The following is a 13,573-nucleotide window of genomic DNA, read 5'->3' on the forward strand; positions in this document are numbered from 1 at the left end:
TCACGCGCCGTACTTCTTCTGCCACGCCTGTACCAGACGCTCGCCCAGCTCTTCTTTATCCATAAAACCGAAGCCCAGTACGTTGCAGCCTTCGTTAATCGCGGTAACGCCTTCATCAACGGAACGCATACCGTATTTGGCTTTGTAGCCATATTTGGTCTGCGCGGTAATTGCACCCGCACCACCGCTGCCGCAGAAGGAGATGCCAAACGTGGCGTTTTCCGCTTTCATCATGTCGCCCAGCTTCATATCAGCGGCGACACCCGGTACGACCACGGCACGACCACCGGCTTTCTCAACGCCTGCTGCCACTTTCTGGCCTTTGCCTAAACGATCGCCAATCACAACGGTAATCTGTTCCATGTTTTGCTCCTTAAAGGTTTTCTTTTGCGACTTCGAAGTGAACGGAAAGCAGCCAGGACTCTTCTTCAGGAAGATTGCCAAACTGCGCGACCACTTCGCGGGCAAGTTGCATTGATTCGGGTGAAATTTCGTCGAACAGGCTGGCATCTACCTCTGGCAGCGGCTCACCGGTCACCGACCGATGCGCCATTGCTCGCAGGTGAGAGGTCAACATCTGTTCCTGTACGTCGTTGGGGATAATGTTGTGGCTGCGTAACAGGGCGAAAACCTGCTTCAGCATGGTGTCGGCAAGCTGTTCTGTTTGCGCTGCCGGTTCCACATCATTGTTCAATACCGCTGCATTCATCACTCGTCTTACCCCGTTAATGGCTCTGGAGTTAAAGTAACGGCGCGGGTTGCAGGTTTGTAGCGAGTTGTTTTCCACTTCGAAGTGGAAAGGTGAAGGAGGCCAGTGATCTGTGCCACAAAATTAGCGGTTTTGACGATTTATCGGCGGAAAAGCGTGATATTCATCACGTGGATATGCCCTTAAATGCAGATTTGACGGGGGAAAGCGTATGGAGGATTTGTGCGAAAATGTGAGGTAGATAAGGTTTGCTTATGTGCGGTGAAAGTGCCGGATGGCGCTGGCGCTTATCCGGCCTACAGGATAAGGTGTCGCCGCCATCCGGCGCTCGCTAATAATCAACGAAACTTCTTATGGTTCTCGTTACGCGTGGCTTTAAACTCTTCCGCCGCCGCTTTGGCTTCCTTCACTTTGCCTTCGTTAGCCAGCTTCAGCGCGCCGTCGATTTGACCGACCAGCACGTCAAAGCCGTGGCGATAATCTTTCATCTCGGCGCTGTCAGCCGCTTTGCTTTCCAGCTTCGGCGGCGTTTCTTTCTGGGCGTCCAGCGCGGCGGTACGCATTTCGGTGAGCGCCGCTTTCAGCTCGGTCGCATCCGACGTGCTTTCCACCACTTTGAGGTTTTTCGCCAGCGTTTCCATATCTTCTTCGAGATCGGCGAACGCAGGTGCTGCCGCGCCCAATGCAAGGGAGGATACGGCCAACATTGCTAAGAGTTTTTTACGCATTGCTCACTTCCTTTTTTATTATTAAGCAATCAGACGCCGCAGGGCGCGTCCGTAAAAACCGGGCGTTATTGCCCGGCGATTTTCATCTCCGGCAGAAGCACGGAGCCACACTGGATATTGCTGCGCGTTTCAATGTCGTCAGCAATCGTGACGATATTACGCCACATATCTTTCAGATTTCCTGCGATCGTAATCTCACTGACCGGATACTGGATCTCACCATTTTCAACCCAGAAACCGGATGCACCGCGAGAATAGTCGCCGGTGATGCCGCTGACACCTTGTCCCATCAGTTCGGTGACGACAAGACCTGTCCCCATCTCTTTAAGCAACTTTTCAAAACTCAGCCCACGTCCGGCGATGCGCCAGTTGTGAATGCCGCCCGCGTGACCGGTGCTCTTCAGGCCCAGTTTCCGCGCAGAGTAATTGGTCAGCAGCCACTGCATCAGCACGCCATCTTTGATGATGTCGCGACGCTCGGTGCGCACGCCTTCGCTATCGAACGGCGTGGAGGCCAGCCCTTTCAACAGGTGTGGATGCTCTTCAATGGTCAGCCACTCCGGCAGGATCTGCTTACCGAGAGAATCAAGCAGGAAGGTCGATTTGCGATACACCGAACCACCGGCAATCGCGCCAACCAGATGACCAAACAGACCGGTCGCCACTTCGTTGGCAAAAATCACCGGTGCCTGCATCGTCGAGAGTTTACGCGGCGATAAACGCGCCAGCGTGCGGCGGGCACACTCTTCGCCGACGAACTCCGGCGTTTGCAGGTCGCCCAGCGCGCGGCCAATCGTGTAGGCGTAGTCGCGTTCCATATCACCATCGGCTTCCGCGATCACACAGCTGGAGAGCGAGTGGCGCGTCGAGCAGTAACTTTGCAGCATGCCGTGGCTGTTACCGAATACTTTGATGCCGTAATGGCTGTTAAAGCTGCCGCCTTCGGTATTGGTGATGCGTTTGTCGGCCTTCAGCGACGCCTGCTCTGCGCGCGCGGCGTATTCAATCGCTTCATCCGGCGTCACTTCCGCCGGGTGGAACAGGTCGAGATCCGGCGCATCGAAGGCCAGCAGATCTTTTTCTGCGACGCCTGCGCACGGGTCTGGCGAGGTATAACGGGCGATATCCAGCGCCGCCTGGACGGTACGCGCGATGGCGTCCGGGCTGAGATCGGTTGAGGAGGCGCTGCCTTTACGATTCTGGTGATACACGGTGATGCCAAGCGCACCATCGCTATTAAATTCAACGTTTTCCACTTCACCATAACGGGTGCTGACGCCAATGCCCGTGGTCTTACTCACCGCGACTTCAGCACCATCTGATTTGCCTGATGCCAGTTCCAGTGCGGTGGAGACAGCTTTTTCCAGCGCAATACGCTGTTCTGCAACTTGTGTGATTACTTTCATCGCCAATGCCATAATGTTAGGTAAAGTTACCTGAAGTCTAACAGAGAACCCTTTCTCAGTGTGCGCCCAAGCTGTTAGTATTAGCCTCTTTTTTAAGGAGCCTGAAATGACAAAGCAGCCCGAAGACTGGCTCGACGACGTCCCCGGTGATGATATCGAAGACGAAGATGATGAAATTATCTGGGTCAGCAAGAGTGAAATTAAACGTGACGCCGAAGAGCTGAAGCAGCTTGGCGGTGAGATCGTAGACCTGGGTAAAAACGCGCTGGATAAAATCCCGCTCGATGATGACCTGCGTGCCGCCATTGAACTGGCGCAGCGCATCAAGAAAGAAGGTCGCCGCCGCCAGATGCAGTTGATTGGTAAAATGTTGCGTAGCCGCGACGTCGAGCCGATTCGCCAGGCGCTGGATAAGCTGAAGAACCGCCACAACCAGCAGGTTGCCCTGTTCCATAAACTGGAACAGCTGCGCGATCGTCTGATTGATAACGGTGATGAAGCGATGGATGAAGTGCTGAATCTGTGGCCGAATGCCGACCGTCAGCAACTGCGTTCACTGATCCGCAACGCGAAGAAAGAGAAAGAAGGGAATAAGCCGCCGAAGTCTTCGCGTCTGATTTTCCAGTATCTGCGCGAACTGGCAGAGAACGAAGGGTAAAGTGCCCTATGCTCTATCCGGCCTGCTGGCCGGATATCGCTTTGCCTGATGGCGCTTCGCTTATCAGGCCTACGATTCACCGAGTTTGTACGTCGGATAAGCGCAGCGCCATCCGACGCGGTTTTTCACTGCATCACCACCTGACACAACCCCTCATTAAACCGCTGATACTCCACCGCATCGATCCCCTGCGGGTAACTCAGCACCACCAGTTCATGGTCGGCAATTCCCTGATGATAGGTCGGGTGCGTGTGCGCCCACGGGTTGGCGACAAAACCCATTGATTCATAAAACCGTAACCGCCGGTGGGCGATTTCCGTGGTAAGCGGATCAATTTCCAGCACCGTTAACGGGGCGCGGGTCAGAAGTTCAGCCAGCAAGATTTTACCGTAACCTTTTGAGCGCAATGTACCATCGACGGCCAGATGCTCAATGTAAAGCATCTCTCCCAGCCGCCAGCTACCGCTCATCCCCACAAATTGCTCACCGTCGAACCACGCTTCCAGCGTATAGCGTGGGTCGTTAAGCGCTTGCGCTTTCGCCGCAGGTTCACGCTGCTCGTGCCACGGAAAAGCCTGCGCATAAAGCGCATCCACGCGGGAAAAGAGCGGCGAGTCAGTTGACGTCAGTCGGTGAGTTGAAAGCATCTGCGCAGTCCATTGAAATCAGGAATAAAAAAGCCAACCGGTTTCCCGATTGGCTGAGAGGCAACCTGAGTGAGGTTACTGTTGTTGCTGTTCCGCTTTTTTCGCCAGGCCGTCCAGCAGTTTCTGATGGATACCACCGAAACCGCCGTTGCTCATCACCAGAATGTGATCGCCCGGATGCGCGGTTTTCAGCACCATGTCCACCAGCGTATCGACGTCGGCGCTCCAGTGTGCAGGCTGCACGCAGGCTTCCGCCACTTCAGCCACCTGCCACGGAATGTGCTGCGGCTGAAGCAGGAAGACTTCATCCGCGCGTCCCAGTGACGGGGCGAGATCGTCTTTGCAGACGCCCATTTTCATGGTGTTAGAACGTGGTTCGAGCACCGCCAGAATGCGCGCCGTACCGCCGACTTTACCGCGCAGCGCCTGAAGCGTAGCGAGGATGGCTGTCGGGTGGTGCGCAAAGTCATCGTAAACGCTCACGCCGTTGGCTTCACCGCGCAGTTCAAGGCGGCGACGGGCGTTGATGAACGTACCCAGCGCGTTCGCCGCATCCGCAGGCGTAACGCCGACGTGACGCGCAGCCGCAATCGCCATCAGGCCATTATGCATGTTGTGCTCGCCCACCAGGCCCCATTTCACCTGACCGACCACATCGCCATCAAGCAGCACTTCCCACTCGGAGGCATCGGCGTTCAGTTTTTTCGCCTGCCAGTGGCCCTGCTCGCCCACCAGCTCCTGCTCGCTCCAGCAACCCATCGCCATTGTCTGCTTCAGGTTGATGTCGTTTTCCGGCCAGATGATGCGCCCCTGACCCGGAACGATGCGTACCAGGTGATGGAACTGTTTCTGAATCGCTTTCAGGTCGTCAAAGATATCTGCGTGATCGAACTCAAGGTTGTTGAGGATCAGCGTGCGCGGGCAGTAATGGACGAATTTAGAACGCTTATCGAAGAAGGCGCAGTCGTATTCATCCGCTTCAATGACGAAGAACGGGCTGTCGCCCAGACGCGCGGAAACGTCGAAGTTGCCCGGCACGCCGCCGATCACAAAGCCCGGCTTATAGCCGCACGCTTCGAGGATCCAGGTCGCCATACCGGCAGTGGTGGTTTTCCCGTGCGTACCGGCAACGGCCAGCACCCAGCGGTCGCGCAGGACGAAATCATGCAGCCACTGTGGGCCGGACATGTACGGAATGTTCTTTTCCAGCACCGCTTCAACACACGGATTACCGCGCGTCATGGCGTTACCGATGATCACCAGATCCGGCTGCGGGTCGAGCTGGCTGGCGTCGTAACCCTGAATTAAATCAATGCCCTGGTTCTCAAGCAGCGTGCTCATTGGCGGATACACATTCGCATCCGAGCCCGTTACTTCATGGCCGAGGGAGCGGGCCAGCATTGCCAGGCCGCCCATGAAAGTGCCACAAATTCCCAAAATATGAATGCGCATACGTCACTATCCTTCTTTTATCTGCCGCACATTTTACCCACATGTTCGCCAGCAGAGAAACGCATTTCAGGATATTCCGTACTTTGCTGGCGCGATTCACCTGTGCGCATTCTTTTTATTCTTTGTTAAGATTGTTGCAGTCGCTTTACTCCACATTAACTGCAGGGAAAGTGTTATGAAAACGTTAGGTGAATTTATTGTCGAGAAACAGCATGAGTTTTCTCATGCGACCGGTGAGCTTACCGCTCTGCTGTCGGCAATAAAGTTAGGTGCCAAAATCATCCACCGCGATATCAACAAAGCAGGTCTGGTTGATATCCTGGGTGCCAGCGGTGCTGAAAATGTTCAGGGCGAGGTGCAGCAAAAACTCGACTTGTTCGCCAACGAAAAACTGAAAGCCGCACTGCGCGCCCGCGATATCGTCGCTGGCATCGCATCCGAAGAAGAAGACGAGATTGTGGTCTTTGAAGGGTGTGAACACGCAAAATATGTAGTGTTGATGGACCCACTGGACGGCTCCTCCAACATCGATGTGAACGTCTCTGTCGGGACGATTTTCTCTATCTATCGCCGCGTGACGCCTGTCGGTACGCCGGTCACTGAGGAAGATTTCCTGCAACCGGGTAACAAGCAGGTCGCTGCCGGTTACGTGGTTTATGGCTCCTCAACCATGCTGGTTTACACCACCGGTTGCGGCGTCCACGCCTTCACCTACGACCCATCGCTGGGCGTGTTCTGCTTGAGCCAGGAGCGCATGCGCTTCCCGCAAAAAGGCAAAACTTACTCGATTAACGAAGGTAACTACATTCGTTTCCCGGCGGGCGTGAAAAAGTACATTAAGTTCTGCCAGGAAGAAGATAAATCGACCCAGCGCCCGTACACCTCGCGCTACATCGGTTCTCTGGTGGCGGACTTCCACCGCAACCTGCTGAAAGGCGGCATTTACCTCTACCCGAGCACCGCCAGCCACCCGGAAGGGAAGCTGCGCCTGCTGTACGAATGCAACCCGATGGCGTTCCTCGCGGAACAAGCGGGCGGTAAAGCCAGCGATGGCGAGAATCGTATTCTGGATATCATCCCGGAAACCCTGCACCAGCGTCGTTCGTTCTTCGTCGGTAACGACCATATGGTTGACGATGTTGAACGTTTTATCCGTGAGTTCCCGGACGCGTAAAGTTCCTGCGTAGTAAATCGTAAGCCGGGTAAGCGCCAGCGCCACCCGGCTTTTTTATGGCTTCGTCGCAACCCTTGTTACTGGCGCATTCTGCCGGTTTTCCCACAACACGGTCAGCGCGCGTTGCAGGGCGATAAAGACAAACAACAGAATGCCGATGGCAATTTTCGTCCACCATGAACTGAGCGTGCCGTCGAAGTTGATGTAGGTCTGAATCAAGCCCTGAATACCGACGCCAAACAACGTGCCGAGCACGGTTCCTACCCCGCCGCTTAACAGCGTGCCGCCGATGACAACCGACGCAATCGCGTCCAGCTCCACACCGACACCCGCAAGCGCATAGCCCGCCTGAGTGTAAATAGAGAAAACAATGCCCGCCAGCGTCGCCAGCCCGGTGGAAAGCATATAGATGCGAATCGTCGTGCTGCGAGTGGAAATCCCCATCAGGTTTGCCGACGTCGCGCTGCCGCCGATGGCGTAAACCTGATTACCAAAACGCGTGCGATGGGCAAGGAAAATCCCCACCACTACCACCATCAGCATCAACAGCCCCATCGCGCTTAAGCGCCCGCCGCCGGGGATCATCCACGCCAGACTGGAGAGCGTGTCATAAACCGGATGGTTAATCGGAATCGACTCTTCAGACACCAGATAGCTGACGCCGCGCAGGAAGAACATCCCTGCAAGCGTAATGATGAACGCCGGGATTTTCAGCGCATCAATCAGCAGCCCCATAAAGGCGCCGAACGCGCAGCCCATCACCAGCACCAGCGGGAAGGCCAGCAGCGGCGAAATCCCCCAGAAACCGATCGCTTTGGCGAGGAACACGCCGGTAAAGGCGATCACCGACCCGACGGAGAGATCGATCCCGCCCGAGAGGATCACAAACGTCATGCCGACCGCAATGATCCCCAGAAAGGCGTTGTCGGTGAGAATATTGCAAATCACCCGCGTCGAGGCGAAGCCGGGAAACTGGGTCAGGCAGTAGAGATAACCGAGGATGAAAACGCCGAGCGTGATCATCAGCGGTAAGTTACGTTTTATCATGGCCGCGCATCCCCTTCAGTATGCTAATAAAGCGCGGCGACTGGACAATCAGCACGCACAGCACCACCACCGCTTTCACTACCTGGTTGAGCTCCGGTGGGAAACCTGAGAGCAATATCCCGGTATTCATCCCCTGAATAATCAGCGCCCCTACCACCGACAGCAGCAGGTTAAAACGCCCGCCCATCAGCGAACCACCGCCAATCACCACCGCCAGAATGGCGTCCAGCTCCAGCCAGAGCCCGGCGTTATTGGCATCCGCACCGCGAATATCCGCCGTGACAATCACCCCGGCGATGGCTGCACAGACCCCGCTCAACACATAAGTCAGCATCACCACAATACGGGTGTTTACCCCGGCATTTTTCGCCGCACGGATGTTAATGCCCACCGCTTCGATAAACATCCCCAGCGCCGTTTTGCGGGTAAAGAGCCAGAAAATCAGCAAGGTAATCAATGCGATGATCACCGGCGTCGGGAACAGCAGCAGCGAGCCGCTGCCCAGCCACGCCAGATGCGGCGAATCAAAGGTGACGATTTGCCCGGTGGTGATCAGTTGCGCCACGCCTCGCCCGGCGACCATCAGAATCAACGTCGCCACAAAGGGCTGAATTTTCAGGATCGCCACCAGGACACCGTTCCATAACCCCGCAAGCACGCCGGAGCCGAGCGCCGCCAGCAGGACTACAGGCAGACTGTGCCCGGCAACGGTCATCGAGGCCGCCGTCGCCCCGGCAATGGCCATCACCGCGCCCACAGAGAGGTCGATCCCACCGGTGGCAATCACCAGCGTCATGCCAATCGCCAGCAGCGCAACGGGCGCGGCGCGGTTGAGGATATCAATCGGGCTGCCGAACAGACGGCCATCCTGCAACACCACCTGCAAGAAGTGCGGCGAGACGAGGCTATCAACCAGTAGTACCAGAAGAAGTGCGATAATTTGCGGCATGCCCGTCGGCCATTTGAAGCGCCGTTTGGGCTGGCCTGGCTGGGGTAAGGATTGTGGCATCACGGTTTACTCCTTATGCCGCAATAGCATTCATAATGGCCGGAACGGAGAGCTTATCGAGCGGGATCTCCGCCACCTGTCGGCGATCGCGCATGATGATTATCCGGTCGGCATAGCCCACCAGTTCTTCCAGTTCAGATGAAATCACCAGCAACGCCAGCCCATCAGCGCACAGGGTTTCGATCAGACGGATGATCTCCGCATGCGCGCCGACGTCGATCCCGCGCGTGGGTTCGTCGAGGATCAGGAACTGTGGGCGCGTCAGCAGCCAGCGTGAGAGCAGGACTTTTTGCTGATTGCCGCCGGAGAGAAATTCGATCGGCTGTTCCGCGCTCGGCGTGCGAATGCCGAGCTGGCGAATAAAGCGCTCGGCAATTTCGTTTTGTTCTTTGCGCGCAATCGGCCTTAACCAGCCGCGCTGGGCCTGAAGCGCCAGAATGATGTTTTCCCGTACCGACGCGGCGGCAATGATCCCGTCGGTTTTGCGATCCTCCGGGCAGAAGCCGATCCCCAGGCAGGACGCCTGATGCGGCGATCGCAGGGTTTGGCGTTTGCCTTTGATCGTCGCGCTTCCGCTGTCGGCGGGTTTGATACCGAAGATCACTTCCGCCGTTTCGGTGCGCCCGGAACCAAGCAACCCGGCGAGTCCCACGATCTCACCGGGGCGCACCTGGAGATCGAACGGTTCGATAGTGCCCTTTTTGCCAAATCCTTCAAACGCGGCGATAGGTTTATCGCTCAGCAAAGTACGGCCTGCACGTTGTAAGGCGTGGGTGTCCAGTTCGCGGCCAAGCATCATTTTCACCAGTTCAATCTGCGGAAGCTCGCGCGTTTCCCGGCAGCCGACGAACGCGCCGTTGCGCAGCACGGTAATGCGATCGCTCACCGCGTACACCTGATCGAGGAAGTGGGTAACGAAGATCAGGCTGACGCCCTGATCGCGCAGCTGGCGCATCAGCGTGAACAGCATCTCCACTTCTTTGGTGTCGAGGCTGGCGGTGGGTTCGTCGAGGATCAGTACTTTGGCGGAGAGATCGATAGCACGGCAAATCGCGACGATTTGCTGCATCGCCACGGAAAAGCGGTTGAGCGGCTCGCGGACATCCAGCGAAAAGCCGTAGGATTCCATCAGCGCGGTGGCGCGCTTTTCCATCTCTTTGCGGCGCAGAAAACCGAAGCGTTTCGGCTCGCGACCAATAAAAAGGTTATCCGCTACCGACATATTGGGCAGCAGGTTCACTTCCTGATACACCGTGCCGATACCCAGTTGTTGAGCATGAGCGGTATTTTTGGGCGAGATGACGTTGCCATCCAGCCAGATGGTGCCGCGATCGGCGTGATAAACGCCGGTTAGCGCTTTGATGAGCGTCGATTTTCCCGCGCCATTTTCACCGAGCAGCGCCATGATCTCACCGCGCCGCAGGCTGAAATCAACGTTATCCAGCGCTTTGACGCCGGGGAAGAATTTGCTTAATCCTTCAGTGCGGAGGATTTCCTGGTGTTGGTTGGTGCTCATGGTTTATCTCTCCCCACTGATGCCGGATGGCGGCGTAAACGCCTTATCCGGCCTACGGTACGGTGCCGGTAGGCCGGATAAGCGAAGCCAGAACTCAATACCCCATATTTTTCTTCTTCTCTAACTCTTCTTTTGCCGTATCCGGCAGGTAAAGCGTCGATTTAGTAACGGTGACTTTCTCCGGCATCGTGCCGTCTTTCTTGAATTTCTCCAGCGCATCAAATGCCGGGCCAGCCATGTTTGGCGTCAGCTCCACGCTGGCGTTTGCTTCACCGGCAATCATCGCTTTATAGATATCCGGCACGCCGTCGATAGAGCCGGTGAGGATATCTTTGCCCGGCTTCAGCCCGGCTTCTTTAATCGCCTGAATCGCGCCGATCACCATATCGTCGTTATGGGCGTAAACCATGCAGATGTTCTTGCCGTTGTTCTCGGCCTTGATGAAGCTCTCCATCACCTCTTTCCCCTTGCTGCGGGTAAAGTCGCCGGATTGAGAACGAATAATTTTGATATTTGGCGCTTTAGCAATGGCTTCGGCGAACCCTTTCTTACGATCAATCGCCACGCTTGCGCCCACTGTGCCTTGCAGTTCAACCACGTTACACGGTTTGCCATCGACGGTTTTAGCAAGCCATTCGCCAATCAACTGCCCTTCGAGCACGTTATTTGCCGTGACGGTGGTCATGTAGAGCGATTTGTCTTTCACATCAATCGAGCGGTCGAGCAGGAACACTGGAATCTGCGACTCTTTGGCCTCTTTCAGTACCGGTTCCCAACCTGTCGCCACCACTGGCGCAATGAAGATGGCGTCCACGCCCTGGGCGATGAACGAACGTACCGCTTTGATTTGGTTCTCTTGTTTCTGCTGACCATCGGCGATTTTCAGGGTGATGCCGCGTTTCTGCGCTTCACTCTTCGCAACGTTGGTTTCCGCTGCGCGCCAGCCGGATTCAGAACCGACCTGCGAAAATCCCACTGTTAAAGGGGCAGCCATGACCATAGACGACATGGCTGCGGAAACTGCTGTGACAAGAAGTAAGCGCTTCCACATAAAGTTATCCTCGTAGGGTTATTGTTGGTGAAAAACACGCCTGCGGACAAACTATAGACAATGGCAAATGTAACAGAATGCGTTACATCACAATTCAGGAAAGTGAATGCAATGTTAATTGTCAGTGTTGGCAGGAGCTGAGGAGGCGCAAGGGATCGGGCGATGATTGATATTGCAGAATTTTCGTACAATACGGAGCGCGTGAATGCGCCAATGTAAACGGTTTCATAAATTTATTCAGGATGCGGCTAACTTTATGGATTTTAGAGTCATCGGAAGGCGCTGAAAAAGGCGTCGTCGGTTAGAGAAGAGATAAAACAGGTCAAGACTTTCGCGATGAGTTGGCTATAATACCCGCCACTTGTTTGCCATACATTTTAAAGGAAACAGACATGAGCTTACTCAACGTCCCAGCGGGTAAAGATCTGCCGGAAGATATCTACGTCGTTATCGAGATCCCGGCGAATGCGGATCCTATCAAATACGAAGTCGACAAAGAGAGCGGCGCACTGTTCGTTGACCGCTTCATGTCCACTGCGATGTTCTATCCGTGCAACTACGGCTACATCAACCACACCCTGTCTCTGGACGGTGACCCGGTTGACGTACTGGTCCCGACGCCGTATCCGCTGGAACCAGGTTCTGTGATTCGCTGCCGTCCGGTTGGCGTGCTGAAAATGACCGACGAGTCTGGCGAAGATGCCAAACTGGTTGCGGTACCGCACACCAAACTGAGCAAAGAATACGATCACATCAAAGATGTGAACGACCTGCCGGAACTGCTGAAAGCGCAGATCACCCACTTCTTCGAGCACTACAAAGACCTCGAAAAAGGCAAATGGGTTAAAGTTGACGGTTGGGACAATGCTGAAGCTGCGAAAGCGGAAATCATTGCTTCCTTCGAACGTGCGAAGAAATAAGCTTTCTTTTTGCGTGATAAAAGACACCGCTTCGGCGGTGTTTTTTTATGCCTGACGTCTTGCCGGATGCGGCGTAAACGCCTTATCCGGCCTATAAATTCTTCCCATCTAATCAAGAATTGCCTGTGCCCGAAGTAACACATCTTCCACCACTTCCGCGCTTGCTTCGCCCAGTTTCTTTGCCCCACGCGCGTTAAGATCCATCATGCGAAACTGATTAACCAGCACAACGCCGCTGACGTCGCCGGTTTTGCAGCTCAGTGGAACAGCGAAACCGGCATAACGCGCATGGTTTCCACCGCGTGTAACAGGCGCGACAAGCACCATTCCTAAGCGATTAAAGGCGCTAACAGAGAGCACTAATGCAGGACGCCCTTCGCCCTTTTGTTCGTGCCCGCTCGCGGGGTCAAACCCCACCAGCACAATATCGCCGCGCGCAAACATTGGGCTTTTTACCATACTTCGTCACCCTGCGGACCGCTTTGCCCCCAAAGCTCTTGTTCACTTAACGCGGGCGCATTGATGTCGCACTGGGCCAACAGCGCATCCAGCGAATAGTGCCGTTTTAGCGGCGTCAGGATTATCTGGTGTTCTTTCACCTCTACCTCCATGTTCTGCCCGGCGGACAGATTCAACTCTTTGACGACGGTACCTGGAATGACCATCCCCATACTGTTTCCCCATTTTTTGATGGTAACGTGCATAGCGCCCTCCTGAAGTTATACAAAGTATAACTCAGCAGTTCGCCGTCGAGTTTGCCTTTTTGGGATAAAACGCGCCAGCGTCCTTTTTAAGGTTTTCTTTAATCTGGAAAGAGGAACGTAGCGTGCAGAGAAAACGGGAACAGATTGCAGAATTAGCGCGGTATAACGCACAAAAAACAACGCCACCCGAAGGTGGCGTTATGAGGATTAATACTGGTCTTTATCCAACCAGTCTCCGCTTTCTATCAGCGGCAGCCCATCGACCGGGCGCTGATAGACGTACATCCAGGCACTACCGTATGGCGTTTGGATAAGGTGACGAGCGTATTCACCCGCTTTGGTGCGTAGCTCGTCAAGTTCAGCCATCGTCGCCGCATCAACCCGGTAAACTTCACCGTGTACTGTGCCCTTTCCCGGCACTGCGCCTGGATAGTGGCCCAGGCTGTACAGTTGATAGTCGGCCACGCTGTGCTGGCCCAGCAACTGGGCGTTGGTCATCCAGTGGCTGTTGCCTTGTTTACGCCGCAAACTGCCGTATACAAATATTCGCAT

Annotated in this window: 16 protein-coding genes; 3 read left to right on the forward strand and 13 right to left on the reverse strand. The window is 55.2% G+C overall.

The window, feature by feature from the left end:
- The 4 genes from G163CM_RS15325 to pmbA form a co-directional block, all read right to left on the reverse strand.
- Positions 1 to 363, reverse strand: coding sequence for an SFCGS family glycine-rich protein (locus G163CM_RS15325; protein WP_015966151.1), 363 nt, complete (start codon positions 361 to 363; stop codon positions 1 to 3).
- Positions 364 to 373: 10 nt separating this feature from the next.
- On the reverse strand, positions 374 to 712 hold the full coding sequence (locus G163CM_RS15330; protein WP_144052273.1) for a PRD domain-containing protein: 339 nt from the start codon (positions 710 to 712) through the stop codon (positions 374 to 376).
- Between the two features lie 335 nt (positions 713 to 1,047).
- The gene (gene cybC / locus G163CM_RS15335) at positions 1,048 to 1,437 is read right to left on the reverse strand and encodes a cytochrome b562 (protein ID WP_231825542.1); all 390 of its coding nucleotides are present in this window, start codon (positions 1,435 to 1,437) and stop codon (positions 1,048 to 1,050) included.
- 65 nt (positions 1,438 to 1,502) lie between these two features.
- Positions 1,503 to 2,855 (reverse strand): metalloprotease PmbA, encoded by a 1,353-nt coding sequence (gene pmbA / locus G163CM_RS15340; RefSeq protein ID WP_015966155.1) that lies wholly within the window; start codon positions 2,853 to 2,855, stop codon positions 1,503 to 1,505.
- Positions 2,856 to 2,949: 94 nt separating this feature from the next.
- Here pmbA and yjgA point away from each other — a divergent pair, with 94 nt between their 5' ends.
- The gene (gene yjgA, locus G163CM_RS15345) at positions 2,950 to 3,501 is read left to right on the forward strand and encodes a ribosome biogenesis factor YjgA (protein ID WP_015966156.1); all 552 of its coding nucleotides are present in this window, start codon (positions 2,950 to 2,952) and stop codon (positions 3,499 to 3,501) included.
- Positions 3,502 to 3,626: 125 nt separating this feature from the next.
- Here yjgA and G163CM_RS15350 read toward each other — a convergent pair whose 3' ends face one another.
- Positions 3,627 to 4,148, reverse strand: a complete 522-nt coding sequence (locus tag G163CM_RS15350) for a GNAT family N-acetyltransferase (RefSeq protein ID WP_231825543.1) — start codon at positions 4,146 to 4,148, stop codon at positions 3,627 to 3,629.
- Between the two features lie 75 nt (positions 4,149 to 4,223).
- Positions 4,224 to 5,600 (reverse strand): UDP-N-acetylmuramate:L-alanyl-gamma-D-glutamyl-meso-diaminopimelate ligase, encoded by a 1,377-nt coding sequence (gene mpl, locus G163CM_RS15355; RefSeq protein WP_015966158.1) that lies wholly within the window; start codon positions 5,598 to 5,600, stop codon positions 4,224 to 4,226.
- Positions 5,601 to 5,775: 175 nt separating this feature from the next.
- Between mpl and fbp the strand changes: the two genes are divergently transcribed.
- On the forward strand, positions 5,776 to 6,774 hold the full coding sequence (gene fbp / locus G163CM_RS15360) for a class 1 fructose-bisphosphatase (protein ID WP_015966159.1): 999 nt from the start codon (positions 5,776 to 5,778) through the stop codon (positions 6,772 to 6,774).
- Positions 6,775 to 6,828: 54 nt separating this feature from the next.
- Here fbp and yjfF read toward each other — a convergent pair whose 3' ends face one another.
- From yjfF to ytfQ, 4 genes are all read right to left on the reverse strand, one after another.
- Positions 6,829 to 7,821, reverse strand: coding sequence for a galactofuranose ABC transporter, permease protein YjfF (gene yjfF, locus G163CM_RS15365; protein WP_015966160.1), 993 nt, complete (start codon positions 7,819 to 7,821; stop codon positions 6,829 to 6,831).
- A complete protein-coding gene (gene ytfT, locus G163CM_RS15370; RefSeq protein WP_231825544.1) occupies positions 7,808 to 8,833 on the reverse strand; it encodes a galactofuranose ABC transporter, ATP-binding protein YtfT in 1,026 nt (341 codons plus the stop codon). The genes yjfF and ytfT overlap by 14 nt, the downstream gene beginning before the upstream one ends.
- A gap of 10 nt (positions 8,834 to 8,843) precedes the next feature.
- Positions 8,844 to 10,346 (reverse strand): galactofuranose ABC transporter, ATP-binding protein YtfR, encoded by a 1,503-nt coding sequence (ytfR, locus tag G163CM_RS15375; RefSeq protein WP_231825545.1) that lies wholly within the window; start codon positions 10,344 to 10,346, stop codon positions 8,844 to 8,846.
- 94 nt (positions 10,347 to 10,440) lie between these two features.
- A complete protein-coding gene (gene ytfQ, locus G163CM_RS15380; protein ID WP_231825546.1) occupies positions 10,441 to 11,397 on the reverse strand; it encodes a galactofuranose ABC transporter, galactofuranose-binding protein YtfQ in 957 nt (318 codons plus the stop codon).
- Positions 11,398 to 11,789: 392 nt separating this feature from the next.
- Between ytfQ and ppa the strand changes: the two genes are divergently transcribed.
- Positions 11,790 to 12,317, forward strand: coding sequence for an inorganic diphosphatase (gene ppa, locus G163CM_RS15385; RefSeq protein ID WP_004857176.1), 528 nt, complete (start codon positions 11,790 to 11,792; stop codon positions 12,315 to 12,317).
- A gap of 108 nt (positions 12,318 to 12,425) precedes the next feature.
- Here the strand turns inward: ppa and G163CM_RS15390 are convergent, their stop codons facing one another.
- The 3 genes from G163CM_RS15390 to G163CM_RS15400 form a co-directional block, all read right to left on the reverse strand.
- Positions 12,426 to 12,776, reverse strand: a complete 351-nt coding sequence (locus G163CM_RS15390; protein WP_015966164.1) for a type II toxin-antitoxin system ChpB family toxin — start codon at positions 12,774 to 12,776, stop codon at positions 12,426 to 12,428.
- Positions 12,770 to 13,021, reverse strand: coding sequence for an AbrB/MazE/SpoVT family DNA-binding domain-containing protein (locus G163CM_RS15395; RefSeq protein WP_231825547.1), 252 nt, complete (start codon positions 13,019 to 13,021; stop codon positions 12,770 to 12,772). The genes G163CM_RS15390 and G163CM_RS15395 overlap by 7 nt, the downstream gene beginning before the upstream one ends.
- A 207-nt stretch (positions 13,022 to 13,228) precedes the next feature.
- Positions 13,229 to 13,573: a gamma-glutamylcyclotransferase family protein gene (locus tag G163CM_RS15400; protein ID WP_015966166.1), complete on the reverse strand. Its 345-nt coding sequence runs from the start codon at positions 13,571 to 13,573 to the stop codon at positions 13,229 to 13,231.

The organism is Pseudocitrobacter corydidari (genome assembly GCF_021172065.1).
In the GTDB taxonomy this organism is placed as follows: Bacteria; Pseudomonadota; Gammaproteobacteria; order Enterobacterales; family Enterobacteriaceae; genus Pseudocitrobacter; species Pseudocitrobacter corydidari.

What these genes read in the sequence shown, in the direction of transcription:
- G163CM_RS15325 (WP_015966151.1), bottom strand. Translation starts at nt 363, where the DNA reads ATGGAACAGATTACCGTTGTGATTGGCGATCGTTTAGGCAAAGGCCAG.
- cybC (WP_231825542.1), bottom strand. Translation starts at nt 1,437, where the DNA reads ATGCGTAAAAAACTCTTAGCAATGTTGGCCGTATCCTCCCTTGCATTG.
- pmbA (WP_015966155.1), bottom strand. Translation starts at nt 2,855, where the DNA reads ATGGCATTGGCGATGAAAGTAATCACACAAGTTGCAGAACAGCGTATT.
- yjgA (WP_015966156.1), top strand. Translation starts at nt 2,950, where the DNA reads ATGACAAAGCAGCCCGAAGACTGGCTCGACGACGTCCCCGGTGATGAT.
- G163CM_RS15350 (WP_231825543.1), bottom strand. Translation starts at nt 4,148, where the DNA reads ATGCTTTCAACTCACCGACTGACGTCAACTGACTCGCCGCTCTTTTCC.
- mpl (WP_015966158.1), bottom strand. Translation starts at nt 5,600, where the DNA reads ATGCGCATTCATATTTTGGGAATTTGTGGCACTTTCATGGGCGGCCTG.
- fbp (WP_015966159.1), top strand. Translation starts at nt 5,776, where the DNA reads ATGAAAACGTTAGGTGAATTTATTGTCGAGAAACAGCATGAGTTTTCT.
- yjfF (WP_015966160.1), bottom strand. Translation starts at nt 7,821, where the DNA reads ATGATAAAACGTAACTTACCGCTGATGATCACGCTCGGCGTTTTCATC.
- ytfR (WP_231825545.1), bottom strand. Translation starts at nt 10,346, where the DNA reads ATGAGCACCAACCAACACCAGGAAATCCTCCGCACTGAAGGATTAAGC.
- ytfQ (WP_231825546.1), bottom strand. Translation starts at nt 11,397, where the DNA reads ATGTGGAAGCGCTTACTTCTTGTCACAGCAGTTTCCGCAGCCATGTCG.
- ppa (WP_004857176.1), top strand. Translation starts at nt 11,790, where the DNA reads ATGAGCTTACTCAACGTCCCAGCGGGTAAAGATCTGCCGGAAGATATC.
- G163CM_RS15390 (WP_015966164.1), bottom strand. Translation starts at nt 12,776, where the DNA reads ATGGTAAAAAGCCCAATGTTTGCGCGCGGCGATATTGTGCTGGTGGGG.
- G163CM_RS15395 (WP_231825547.1), bottom strand. Translation starts at nt 13,021, where the DNA reads ATGCACGTTACCATCAAAAAATGGGGAAACAGTATGGGGATGGTCATT.
- G163CM_RS15400 (WP_015966166.1), bottom strand. Translation starts at nt 13,573, where the DNA reads ATGCGAATATTTGTATACGGCAGTTTGCGGCGTAAACAAGGCAACAGC.